Annotated in this window: 9 protein-coding genes; 1 reads left to right on the top strand and 8 read right to left on the bottom strand. The window is 63.6% G+C overall.

The features are described from left to right. Positions 1-184: 184 nt before the first annotated feature. The 6 genes from BUC40_RS03560 to BUC40_RS03535 all read right to left on the bottom strand — a co-directional run bounded on the left by BUC40_RS03560 (position 185) and on the right by BUC40_RS03535 (position 9,384). Entirely contained in the window at positions 185-1,423 is a 1,239-nt protein-coding gene (locus BUC40_RS03560; RefSeq protein ID WP_073262663.1) for an MFS transporter, read from the bottom strand. A 115-nt stretch (positions 1,424-1,538) separates the two neighbouring features. Further along, the gene (locus BUC40_RS03555) at positions 1,539-1,832 is read right to left on the bottom strand and encodes a hypothetical protein (protein WP_073262661.1); all 294 of its coding nucleotides are present in this window, start codon (positions 1,830-1,832) and stop codon (positions 1,539-1,541) included. A 129-nt stretch (positions 1,833-1,961) separates the two neighbouring features. Continuing rightward, positions 1,962-4,091 carry an ATP-binding protein gene (locus BUC40_RS03550; protein ID WP_073262659.1) on the bottom strand — a complete coding sequence of 710 codons (2,130 nt, stop codon included), beginning with the start codon at positions 4,089-4,091 and terminating at the stop codon, positions 1,962-1,964. Positions 4,092-4,172: 81 nt separating this feature from the next. After that, positions 4,173-6,563 carry a response regulator gene (locus tag BUC40_RS03545; RefSeq protein ID WP_073262657.1) on the bottom strand — a complete coding sequence of 797 codons (2,391 nt, stop codon included), beginning with the start codon at positions 6,561-6,563 and terminating at the stop codon, positions 4,173-4,175. Between the two features lie 60 nt (positions 6,564-6,623). Continuing rightward, positions 6,624-7,109, bottom strand: a complete 486-nt coding sequence (locus tag BUC40_RS03540) for a response regulator (RefSeq protein WP_073262655.1) — start codon at positions 7,107-7,109, stop codon at positions 6,624-6,626. Positions 7,110-7,125: 16 nt separating this feature from the next. Further along, positions 7,126-9,384 (bottom strand): ATP-binding protein, encoded by a 2,259-nt coding sequence (locus BUC40_RS03535; RefSeq protein WP_073262653.1) that lies wholly within the window; start codon positions 9,382-9,384, stop codon positions 7,126-7,128. 279 nt (positions 9,385-9,663) lie between these two features. Here BUC40_RS03535 and BUC40_RS03530 point away from each other — a divergent pair, with 279 nt between their 5' ends. After that, the gene (locus tag BUC40_RS03530) at positions 9,664-10,599 is read left to right on the top strand and encodes an SdiA-regulated domain-containing protein (RefSeq protein WP_073262651.1); all 936 of its coding nucleotides are present in this window, start codon (positions 9,664-9,666) and stop codon (positions 10,597-10,599) included. 20 nt (positions 10,600-10,619) lie between these two features. Here the strand turns inward: BUC40_RS03530 and BUC40_RS03525 are convergent, their stop codons facing one another. Together BUC40_RS03525 and BUC40_RS03520 are read right to left on the bottom strand one after the other, a co-directional pair. After that, complete coding sequence (locus BUC40_RS03525) at positions 10,620-11,183, bottom strand: DUF4136 domain-containing protein (RefSeq protein WP_073262649.1); 564 nt, start codon at positions 11,181-11,183, stop codon at positions 10,620-10,622. Positions 11,184-11,215: 32 nt separating this feature from the next. Then, positions 11,216-11,830, bottom strand: a complete 615-nt coding sequence (locus BUC40_RS03520; protein ID WP_073262647.1) for a DUF4136 domain-containing protein — start codon at positions 11,828-11,830, stop codon at positions 11,216-11,218. Between the last annotated feature and the right edge of the window lie 9 nt (positions 11,831-11,839).

The raw sequence follows: 11,839 nt of genomic DNA, 5'->3' as shown, positions 1-11,839 counted from the left end.
GAGGTAGAAGGCAATAACAAGGCACATCACGTGCCATCAGGGCCGGTTCCGGAGGCCGGAGGCCGGCGCTGGTGTGTTGCTGGCCCATGAAAGCGCGGCATCATAGCAGCTCTCCTGCGTTTCGCCGCGAGGCCGATCAATCACTGTCTGGCAGGTGCAAAAAGGTGCGTTTCCGAGCGCTGCCTCAGGGCTTTTCGTCACCCACCAGCGGATCACGAATCCGATCTCGGCTCGACAGCGCCGGGAACAGCTTGATCCACAAGAGGCTGATGCCGATGGCGCCGACGCCACCCATCAGCACGGCTGGGACGGTGCCGAACCAGGCGGCGCTGACGCCGGCACGGAAGTCGCCGAGCTGGTTGGAGGCCCCGATAAACAGGCTGTTCACCGCGCCCACGCGGCCGCGCATGTCGTCAGGCGTTTGCAGCTGCACGAAGGCGCCGCGGATCACCATGCTGACCATATCTGCCGCGCCGAGCAGCACCAGGGTTGCCAGGCTGAACCACAGCGAGGTGGACAGGCCGAAGCCGATGGTCGCCACGCCGAAGATTGCCACCGAACCGAGAATCACCGGGCCGACCCGGCGTTCGATGGGGTGGCGCGCCAGGTAGATCGACATCAGCAGCGCGCCGACCGCTGGCGCCGAGCGCAGCAGGCCGAGGCCCCAGGGACCGGTGAGCAGGATGTCCTTGGCGAATACCGGCAATAGTGCGGTGGCGCCGCCGAGCAGTACGGCGAACATGTCCATGGAGATGGCGCCGAATACCTCCGGGCGACTGCGGATAAAGCGAAAGCCGGCCAGCAGCGATTCCACGGAAATCTTCTGCTTCAGCGGTTTCTGCTGCGAGGGCAGGCTGAGCATCATGGCCATGGCGATCATGTACAGCACCAGCGCGGGGCCGTAGACCCACGCTGGCGCCACGGCATAGAGCACGCCGCCCAAGGCCGGGGAAACGATGGTCGCGGTCTGCATCGCCGAGCTGGACGCCGCCACCGCTGCCGGGAACAGGCCGGGCGGCACGATATTCGGCAGCAGCGCCTGGGTCGTCGGCATTTCGAAGGCGCGTGCGGTGCCCATCATGAAGGCGATGACGAAGATCATCTCGCGGGTCAGGCTGCTCGTGCTGCTGCCGATCAGCAGGGTGATGGCGACGATGGCCTGGCCGCACTGGCACAGCGCGGCGACCTTGCGGCGGTCGAAGCGGTCGGCGACGTGGCCGGTCAGCAGGATGAAGAGAATTTTCGGGAGGAATTCGACCAGGCCCACGAGGCCCAGGTCGAGCACGTTGCCGGTGAGGCTGTACATCTGCCAGCCAATGGCCACGGTGAGCATCTGAAAGCCGCTGGCGGTGAACACCCTGGCGAGCCAGAAGCGAATGAAGGGCTTGTGGTGACGCAGGAGCAACTGACCATGCACGGACATTGGAGTACTTAGGCGGCTAACGACGGCCGCTCAGCCTAGCACGCTCGCTGTAACATTTGGATGCAATGTGCGATGTCTGACGACCGCGTGTCGACAGCCTAAGAGGCTGCCCGGCCTAGTGAATCAGCCCGCTGAGCAGCCACAGGCCGAGCAACAGCCAGATCAGACCGCCGATCACCGAGCCTCGCATGAACGAGCGCACCGCGCTGTAGAGCAGGATCAAGCCAAGCAGCAGCACAGCGATGCTGAGCAGCGAAGGGGTGACGCCAAGTGCCCCGGAGAGCCCGTCGATAAAGCTGGCGACCGCGCCGCCAAGCATGCCGAATACGCCGCTCAGGGCATCGACGATAAAGCGAATGAACGAGCCGAACGCTTCGCCCAGAGATTCAAAAAAGCCTTCTACGCGCATGTAGGGATTCCTGAAGAGCTGACACAGGCAGCCGGAAATAAGGGTGCTGCCTATTGGGCTGTCGGCCGGGAGCGGAGTTCCACGATTCTGTTCATCGCGCGGCGGCTATTGGCTCACAGCCGGAAACGGTCAGTTGCCGAGTATCGCTTTCAGCTTGCCGGCTAGCGCTTCGAACGAGAACGGTTTGGCGATCATTTCCATGCCTTCGCCCAAGTAGCCGTCGCGCATTTCGGCGCCTTCGGCATAGCCGGTGGCGAACAGCACCTTGAGGCCGGGCTGACGCTGCCGGGCGGCATCGGCGAGCTGCCGGCCGTTCATGCCGGGCAGGCCGACATCGGTGAGCAACAGGTCGAGTGGCGCGTGCTGTTCGAGCAAGCCAAGCGCGCTTTGCGCGTCGGCGGCCTGGATTAGCCTGTAGCCCAGCTCCTCCAGTACCTCGACCATCAGCATGCGCACCACCTTGTCGTCTTCCACCACCAGAATGCGCTCGCCAGTGCCGCGCGGGGCATCGGCAGGTTTGGCGTGCGTTTGCTCGGCAGGGGCAACGAGCAGGCGTGGCAGGTACAGGTTCAGGGTCGTGCCGCGGCCAACCTGGCTCTCCAGATGCAGATAGCCGCCAGTCTGTTTGACGAAGCCGTAGACCATCGACAAGCCCAGGCCGGTGCCCTGGCCGATGGGTTTGGTGGTGAAGAACGGTTCGAAGGCGTGGCGGATGACTTCCTGGGACATGCCGCAACCGGTGTCACTGACCGATAGCAGCAGGTAATCGCCGGCCGGAACCTGGTAGTTATGCGCTTCGACTTCACCGAGCTTGGTATTGCGGGTTTCCAGGCGCAAGGTGCCGCCGTCGGGCATGGCGTCTCGGGCGTTGATGGCCAGGTTGATCAGTGCGTTTTCCAGCTGGTGGCCGTCGCTGCGGGTCGGCCATAGATCTTCGGCCAGCTGGATATCCAGGGTGACCTGCTCGCCCAGGGTGCGCGCCAGCAGCTCCTCGATTGAACGTACCAGGGCGTTGACCTCGACCCGGCGCATGTCCAGCGACTGCCGACGGGCGAACGCCAACAGGCGGTGAGTCAGGGAGGCACCGCGATTGGCTGAGGCGATGGCCGCGTCGATGAACTTGCCGAGTTGCGGGTTCTCGCTCACAGGTAATTTGCGCTGGACCAGCTCCAGGCTGCCGAGAATGCCGGCCAACAGGTTGTTGAAGTCGTGGGCGATGCCGCCGGTGAGCTGGCCGATGGCTTCCATCTTCTGCGCCTGGCGCAGCTGCTCTTCGGCCTGAGTGCGCTGCAACACGGCTTCGCTGACGCGCTCTTCGAGGGTTTGGGTCAGTTGGCGCAGCGCCAGCTCGGTGTGCTTGCGTTCATCGATATCGATAAGCACGCCGGGAAAACGCAGCGGCGAGCCGTCCGCTGCCAACTCGCAACGCCCGTTCGCCTCGATCCAGCGATAGCCGCCGTCGGGCTGCTGCACCCGATACTCGGCGCGAAAACTGCCACCGACTTTGATGGTGTGCTCGATAAGCTCGCGCACACCTGGCTGATCCTGTGGGTGGATGGCCGCGGTGATTTGATCCAGGGGCATGCCGCTGGCGGCCTGTTGCGGGTTCGCGGAAAAGGCCCGAGCGAAGCGTTCGTCGCCGGTCACCAGGTCGTTGGGAATGTCCCACACCCAAGTGCCAAGCACAGCGCCGGCGTTCAGGGCCAGTTCGATACGCTCGTTGGCGCTGCGCAGCTGGGCCTCGGCTTGGGTGCGCTGTTCGATGGCGACGACCTGATTGGTGGTTTCCACCACGATGCACATCATGCCGTGGGAGTGGCCGGTGTTATCGAGCAGCGGGTTGTAGTAGAGGTTCATCCAGGCATCTTCCTGCAAGCCGGGGCGGCGCAGCGGCAGGTAGAGGTTTTCCTGGCACATGGATCGGCCACTCAGGCCCATGGCGATCACGTGACGGTTCCACTCAGCGATCTCCGGCCAGGCTTCTTCGGCGGGTAGGCCGAAGATTTCCGGGTGGCGCTGGCCGGCAAATGCGGCGTAGGCATCGTTGTAGATCAACACGCCCTTGGCGCCGCTCAGCAGCACGATAGGCGTCGGTGAGGAGAGGATAAGTCGCGTGGTGCTAACCAGCACGTCCGGCCACTGCTCAATGGAGCCGAGCGCGCTGGCTGCCCAGTCGAAGCGGCGAATGCGCTCGACGGCATCGCCGGACTGGCCGGAAAACAGGCAGGAATCGGGGGGGGTGTTCTGCGTCGCGGACATTGTCTGGGGGAGCCTATCCTGGCGGTGTGGTCGCGGCAGCGGTGCGCTGAGGCACCCTGGCTGCTGCGACTGCTGCGGGGTTCAGGTGGGGTTGCGGTGGGTGAAGGCGTGTTGCAACTTTTCCGCCAGTTCCTCGCTGCGATACGGCTTCTGCACGATAAAGGCTTCGTCGGCATCCAGCCCGCCTATCTCGGCATAACCGGTGACGAACACCACCGGCAGTTCCGGGTAGCGCTTACGCGCGGCCTGGGCCAGCTCGGCGCCGTTCATGCCGGGCATGGCGAAGTCGGCCAGCAGCAGGTCAATGCTATCGTCGAGTTTGCTCAGGGCGTCGCTGCCGCTGTCGGCTTCACGCACTTGGTAGCCGAGCGCGTCCAGCGTCAGGGCCGTTACCTCGCGCACCCGTGGGTCATCGTCGACGAGCAGGATGGTGCGCTGCGCACCGTGCTCGGCCAGTTGTTGCGGCTCACGGGGCAACTCTTCGGCGGGCGGCGCGATATCGCGCAGGCCCGGCAGGTAAACCTTGACCGTGGTACCGACGCCCATCTGCGTGAGGATGCGCGCGCCGCCACCGGATTGCTTGGCGAAGCCGAACACCTGGGCCAGGCCGAGGCCCGAGCCCTTGCCGATTTCCTTGGTGGTAAAAAACGGCTCGAAGGCCTTGGCCAGCACCGCTTCGCTCATACCACTGCCGGAGTCCTCGACCGCCAGTACCACGTAGTCGCCGGGCTCCGGGTCTTCGGGGCGGCGCGGCGTTTCGCTGATCACCTCGTTGCTGGTGCTCAGGCGCAGAGTGCCGCCGACGCCCATGGCGTCACGGGCGTTGATCGCCAGGTTGAGGATGATCAGCTCGATTTGCGTTGGGTCGACGCGGGCGTGCCAGAGATCGGGCTCGGTGCTGGTTTCGATCAGCACACTGCCGCCCAGAGTGCTTTTCAGTAGTTCGAGCATGCCCTGCACGGTTTCGCCGAGGTTGACTGCTTCGGGCACCAGGCGCTGGCGCCGCGAGAAGGCCAGCAACTGGCCGGTCAGCTTGGCGCCGCGCTCGCCGGCGTCGGTGATGTTCTGCAGGCGCCCGCGAGCCTTGTCGAGATTGCCCTTTTCCAGGTCGCGGATCAGGAAGCTGGTGCTGGTCAGCACTACGGTCAGCAGGTTGTTGAAGTCGTGGGCCACGCCCGCGGTGAGCTGACCGACTGCCTCCAGGCGCTGCATTTGCTGCAGGGTTGCCTCGACGCGCTCGCGCTCGGCGATCTGTTCGCGCAGTTGCCTGTTTGTTGCCGCCAGTTCTTCGACCACCGCACGCTCGTGGGTGATGTCGCGCACGGTGGCATAGAGCAGGTCGTCATCACGCACCACGATCCACGACAGCCAGTGATACTCGCCGCTGGCGCGGCGCATGCGGTTGACGAAGCGCACCGAAACGTTGTCAGAGGTGACGCGCTTGATATGCGCCTGGGTGTCGTTCTGGTCATCGCTGTGTACCAGCTCCCACAGCGGGCCCTGAGTCAGTTGCTGGCGCGTCCAGCCGAGGGTCTGTTCCCACGCCGGGTTGAGGGCACTGGGGCGCATGTCGAAGCGCAGCACAGCCAGCAAATCGCGGGACAGCTCCCAGTTGCGGTCGCGCTCGCGGGTACGCTTCTCGACGCGCTCGCCGAGCACGTCGTTAAGGCGCAGCAGGGCTTCGTTGGCTTGCTTCTGCTCGGTGATGTCGTGCAGCACGCCGAGAAAGCGGGTGCAGGTGCCGTTATCGAAAAATGCCTGGCCGCGGGCCGAGATCCAGCGTTTGCTGCCGTTGTTCAGGGGCAGGCGGAATTCAGCCTGAAACTCGTTGCCGGTGTCGCTGGCCAGCGCTTCATTGACGCGCTGCTTCAGCAGGGTGCGGTCGTCCGGGTGGCAGCGGGCCAGAAACATGGCCATGTCGACATGGGCGTCGGGCTGCAATTCGTAGAGGGCGCGGCAGCGCTCGTCCCAGATCAGCGTATCGGTGGCTGGCACGTAATCCCACATGCCCATGCGTGCCGCACCAATGGCCAACCGAGCGCGGGCCTCGACGGCTTGCAGGGTGTCTTCCACGCGGCGGCGTTGCTCGCGCTCGTTGACCTCCGCCATGGCCCGGTCGATGGCCTTGGGCAGGAACGGCAGGTTTTGCTTGAGCACGTAGTCGACGGCGCCCAGGCGCATCATCTCCACCGCATGCTCTTCACCGAACATGCCGGACAGAAAGATGAACGGTGTTTGCGGCGCCAGGCGCCGCGCCACTTCCAGTGCCTGCGCACCCGAGGAGCCCGGCAGCAGGTAGTCGGAAACGATCAGGTCGAAGCGCTCAAGCTGCAGCGCGCGCTCGGCAGCTTCGTGATCGTAGACCAGCGTGCTGTCGACCAGCAGACCGTTGCGTTCCAATGCGAGCAGGGCCAGTTCCGCATCATGCGGACTGTCTTCGATGAACAGCAGTTTAAGAGGCACGGGCGGCATGGAAAGGTCGTCGGTTGCGGTCTTTGGTAGGCCTGTATATCAAGCGAAAATCAGCTGGCGTCAATTGTCATCGGCTTGCGGCTCGTCATCGGCGATACGACGCTGCAGGCGCAGTGAGCCGGGAGGCGGCTCGTTGAGCACTGCCCAGAATACACCGAGGTCGGAAATGGCCGAGACGAAGGCCTTGAATTCGACCGGTTTCACCACGTAGGCGTTCACGTTCAATTCATAGGCGCGCTGCAGGTCCGGGCCCTCGCGCGAGGAGGTGAGCATGACGATCGGGATGCTGCGTAGTTCGGGCGAGTCACGCACCACCTTGAGCACTTCCAGCCCATCGATCTTCGGCAACTTGAGGTCGAGCATCATGATCGCAGGGTTGCCGGGCAGGCGATCAGCGTGGTCGCCACGGCGGAACAGGTAATCCAACGCTTCGGCGCCATCACGCATGATGATTACATCGTTGGCCAGCTGGCTGCGCTCCAGCGCGATCAGCGTCAATTCGAGATCGTGTGGATTGTCTTCGACCAGCAGTATCGGTTTGAGCATTAAAGTCCTCGTCCCGTCACGAAATGACGGGGTGTTTGCGTTTTGGTAACGCGAAATAGAAGGTAGCACCCTGATTGATCTTGCCTTCGGCCCAGACCCGTCCATCGTGACGCTCGATTATACGGCGTACGCTGGCCAGGCCGATGCCGGTGCCTTCGAACTCCTCCATGCGGTGCAGGCGCTGGAAAACGCCGAACAGCTTGTCCACGTATTCCATATTGAAGCCCACACCGTTGTCGCGCACAAAGACGATGACTTCATCATCGTTCTGTTCGGCGCCGACAACGATGATCGCCGTTTCACGCTCGCGGCTGTACTTGATGGCATTGGCCAGCAGATTGCGTAGCGCCAGGTGTAGAAACGCAGCGTCACCGACCACGCGCGGCAGCGGCTGAATGTGCCACTCCAGGTTACGACCTTGATAATCGGGTTTCATTTCCTCGCGAATCGATTCGACCAGCGCCTGCAGGTTGACGTCGGTGAAGCGCAGCGCCGAGCGGCCCATCTGCGAGAAACTCAGCAGGTTGTCCACCAGCGTGCCGGCAAAACGTGCCGATTCGGTGATGTGCTCGAGAAAACGCACGCCACGCTCGGACAGCTTGGCGCCTTCGAAATCAGCTAGCAGCTCCGCATAACCAGCGATGTGTCGCAGCGGTGCGCGTAGGTCGTGGGACACGCTGTAGGAGAAGGCTTCCAGCTCCTTGTTGGTTTTTTTCAAGTCGCCGGCCAGCTGGGCCAGCTCCTCGGCCTTGCGCAGCACGATGCCGAGCACCGCGTTGCGCAACTCCAGTGCGCTTTCCGGCACCTGTTCGTCCCATGGCGTGGAGAAACCGCTGATTTCCTCCTGCCAGCGCGCGAAGCTGTTGCGCGGGTCGAGTGCGCCGCTTGAGCCAATCGATTTCTCCGGTTTGCCTGCCCACTGCACCACGCGCTTCTGCTCGGGCTTGAACCAGATCAGGTAGTGCGAGTGCAGTTCGGAGATGGCAACGGCCAGCAGGCCACCGATGTGCTCACTGAGCTCGGGCAGCTCCGGGATGTCGCGGCTGACGTTATCGGTATGAAACAGGTCTTCGCCGGGGCGAGCGCCCAACCACTGCACCAGGGCATTAACCTGGTCGCGTGGCGGCGTCTGCCCGATCAGATCGCAGTGCAAGGCAGAGATGATCGCGGCGCCGCTGGCCTGGGCGAAAGCCAGAAAGGTGTCAGGCAGCGACAGCAGGCCTTCGCTGACGCTGTCGCGGTCTGCCATCGCCGAGAGCATTTGCACGATTTGCTTGCGCAGTTGCAGCAGGTGTTGGGTACGCGCGTGGGCGATCTTCGCCTCGATCTGCAGCGACAGCATGCGGCCGAGCAGTTCACAGGCGGTGCGCGTCTGGAAACCGACCGAGCGGGCGCTGGCGTGATGGCAGGAAATCAGCCCCCACAGCTGGCCCTCGACCACGATGGAGATCGACATCGAGGCGATGGTCTGCATGTTGCGCATGTACTGCAGGTGCACCGGCGAGACGCTGCGCAGCGTGGCGTAGCTGAGATCCAGCGGTTTGCCGGTCAGCGGGTTGTGCGCCGGCTGCAGTGGCGAGGGCTGATAGTTGGCGTCTTCGATCACCCGGATGCGGTTGGCCACGTACAGCTGGCGCGCCTGGGGCGGGATATCCGAGGCCGGGAAGCTCAGCCCCAGGTAGCTGGGGTAATCATCGTCGCGGCATTCGGCATGCACCAGGCCGTTGCCGTCGGCATCGAAGCTGTAGATCTTCACGCGGCCGAAACCGGTAATTCGCTTTACCTCGGCGACCGACAACCTGCACAGCTCGTCGATATCGTCGGCACCCTGCAGGTGGCCGATGAAGGTACGCACCATCGGATACAGGGTGTTGTAAGCCGTGACGGCGTTGCTGATCGGTTCGAATTCGGCGATCAGCACCTGGTCGAAGCGGTGGGCGACCATGGCGGTCAGCTCGCCGCGGCGGCTGCCTTGGCAAAAACGCACGTCGCCGATATGAAAGGGCGTGGTGTCGTCGTCGGAAAGTTGCGCCAGGCGTTCGGCCAGCACGGCGCTGTCTTCGAGCAGCGCATCCAGCTGCAGGCCCAGCAGTTGCGAGGGCTCGAGGCCGAGCCAGGAGGCGACGTTCTCGCTCACCTGCAGCACGGTCAGTGCTTGCTCGTCGAACACCATCAGAAATCCCTGGGGCTGAATGCTACCGGGAATATGGATGGGTTCTTTCGCGCAGTTGGCGATCGCGGTGCTTAACGAGCTGCCTGTTTCACTGGACGCCAAAATCTTCTCCTTCGGTTCCAGGCCGCTTGGCTTGGACAGTCTCGAGGGCTGTTGGAAACGTTGGCTAGTGCCAGCGTCTTTGCTGTGCGCTTTCTTGCGGCAGTCTGCACGGTCTTGCCAGTCGGGTAAACCGTCACGCTTGGCAGCCGCCGGGCGGCGCGCTGGCGCGGGTAGCGAGGAACTTTGCCCTGGCGCTCGCCTCTGAATGCGAGCTGTCGTGCCGTGCGATTGCAACATTGCTCCGGTACGCTGTCTGCACTCCTGAATTCGAGAATTTTCATGATAGTTGCCGCTAAGCGGGCCTTTTCCCGTCTGCCTGTGCTGCGCCCGTGGGCGTGGCTGCTGTTGTTATTGCTGCTTGTAGCCGGTTACCAAGTGCGTGCTCTGCATGTGGATGATCGCCTTTATTACTGGCTGACCACCCCGGCGGCCTTACAGGCAGCGCCAGGCAGCCTCACCGGCCGTGATTACAAGGTGCAGGTGAACGCTCGGGTGGTCAGCGGCGTTGACGACAACCTGTCCGGCATCAGTTACGACAACCAGCGTGATCAGCTGTGGGCAGTGGTCAACAGTCCTTCAGAGCTGCTGGCCATGAACAAGAGCGGTGAGGTGCTGGCGCGCTACCCGCTGAGCGGTTTCAGCGATGTCGAGGACGTGACCTACCTGGGCGACGGCATGCTGCTGTTTGTCGAGGAGCGCGAGCAGCAGATGGTCGTGGTGCCGGTGCCCAAACAGGCTGGCGCGTTATTCCGTGAGGATTATCGTTCGTTGACCCTGGGCATCGGGCGCGATGGCAATCAGGGCTTCGAAGGGGTTGGCTATGACCGGGCAGGTGATCGTCTGTTCGTTGCCAAAGAGCATTCGCCGATGAAGCTCTACGAGATTCGCGGCCTGAAACACAGCATGCAGGGTGATTTCGGTCTGCAGATCATCGACCACGACGAGTGGATTCGCGACTCGGTGTTCGCCACCGATCTTTCAGCCGTGCACTACGACGGGCGCACCGGCCACCTGGTGCTGCTCAGCGACGAGTCGAAGCGGGTCATGGAGCTCGATAGCGAGAGCGGCAAGCTGATCGGCTACCGCCCGCTGGATAGCGACTTCGCCGGCCTCGGTAAGTCCGTGCCCCAGGGCGAAGGTATGACCTTCGATGATCAGGGCAACCTGTATATCGTCAGCGAGCCCAATCTGTTCTATCGCTTCGGCGGCAGCTAGACGCTAATCGCCCCGCCGCGTCAGCGCGGCGGGTATTGGCTGAGCACGCGGGCGACGGTTTCACGGACTTGCGCTTCACGCTCGGCCGGGCTGCCCGAGCTGTCACGCACGATGCGCTCATCGCTGCCGCGCCACACCAGCTTGCCGTCCTTGCCATCGAACAGGTCGATCTGCACGGTCGCCACCTTGTAGTCGATGGTGCGGGTTTCGTTGTAACCCGGGCCGCCCCAGTAAGGCCCCCAGTAACCGCCGAAGCCGCCACCGAAACCGCTGCTGACCTGCTGCTGGCGGTCATCGACGACCAGCCACACCTGTACCTTCAGGTCGCCCTTGGCGCCGCTTGCTGCCGGGCGCAGGCCGCGCTGGTCGAGTTGATCCGCTACCGCGTTGCGCAGGCGCTGCTCGGTGAGGTCGCTGCGCAGGCGCGGGTCATCAGGCTTGTACTGCACTGCCGGCTCTTGCCAGCTCCAGCTGCGGTAGCTGGCGAAATCCCGGCTGGCGTCGAAGTCGCGGTTGATCTGCTGGCTCTGGCAAGCGCCGAGGAACAACAGCACGGGAATCAGTAGCAGAGGCAGGCGGCGCATTAGCGTTCTCCCGAATCCATCGATAGGTTGGTTCATGCTGGCGGGTACTCGCCGAGTGCATCGCTGACAGCCTTGCGCAGCGCTTCAGCGCGTTCCGCCTGGCTGCCAGTGCTGCGCATTTCGGCCTGGCCGCTCCACACCTGCTCACCGCTACGGCCGTCGAAGAAGTCGATGCGCACCACCACGACCTCTTCTTCATAAGAACGGGTCAGCGGCACGCGGGTGCCCACGCCGATACCGTTGCCGTAACCGCGGTTGCCGAAACTGCCGTAGCCGCCACCGTAATAGGGATCGTAGCTGTCGGCGACCTGGCGTACGCGGCGCTCCAGGCGAGTGTCGGTGCGTACCTTGATGTCGGCTGCGGCGTTGCCCTGGGCCGGGCGTAGGCCGCGTTGGTCGAGGGCGTTATTGAGCGCGTCCTGCACCAGGTCAGCCGTCGCCCAGGCGCTACCGGCCGGGCGTTGCTGCCAGGCCCAGCTGCGGTAGGCCGCATAGTCGCGTGGCGCGGCCGGGTAGGCGCTGCGGTCGAAATGATTGGCGGCGCCTGGCGGTGCAGGCGGCAGGGGCACTGAGTCCGTGGTGTACGGATTGTGGCTCTGACAGGCAGCCAGGCCAATGGTGAGCAGTAGCAGCGCAAAGCGTTTCATGGCGACTCT

Origin of the sequence: Phytopseudomonas punonensis (assembly GCF_900142655.1) — a bacterium.
Classification (GTDB): domain Bacteria; phylum Pseudomonadota; class Gammaproteobacteria; order Pseudomonadales; family Pseudomonadaceae; genus Aquipseudomonas; species Aquipseudomonas punonensis.
This window is presented reverse-complemented; position numbering and strand designations above follow the sequence as displayed.

What these genes read in the sequence shown, in the direction of transcription:
- BUC40_RS03550 (WP_073262659.1), bottom strand. Translation starts at nt 4,091, where the DNA reads ATGTCCGCGACGCAGAACACCCCCCCCGATTCCTGCCTGTTTTCCGGC.
- BUC40_RS03560 (WP_073262663.1), bottom strand. Translation starts at nt 1,423, where the DNA reads ATGTCCGTGCATGGTCAGTTGCTCCTGCGTCACCACAAGCCCTTCATT.
- BUC40_RS03545 (WP_073262657.1), bottom strand. Translation starts at nt 6,563, where the DNA reads ATGCCGCCCGTGCCTCTTAAACTGCTGTTCATCGAAGACAGTCCGCAT.
- BUC40_RS03530 (WP_073262651.1), top strand. Translation starts at nt 9,664, where the DNA reads ATGATAGTTGCCGCTAAGCGGGCCTTTTCCCGTCTGCCTGTGCTGCGC.
- BUC40_RS03555 (WP_073262661.1), bottom strand. Translation starts at nt 1,832, where the DNA reads ATGCGCGTAGAAGGCTTTTTTGAATCTCTGGGCGAAGCGTTCGGCTCG.
- BUC40_RS03525 (WP_073262649.1), bottom strand. Translation starts at nt 11,183, where the DNA reads ATGCGCCGCCTGCCTCTGCTACTGATTCCCGTGCTGTTGTTCCTCGGC.
- BUC40_RS03520 (WP_073262647.1), bottom strand. Translation starts at nt 11,830, where the DNA reads ATGAAACGCTTTGCGCTGCTACTGCTCACCATTGGCCTGGCTGCCTGT.
- BUC40_RS03540 (WP_073262655.1), bottom strand. Translation starts at nt 7,109, where the DNA reads ATGCTCAAACCGATACTGCTGGTCGAAGACAATCCACACGATCTCGAA.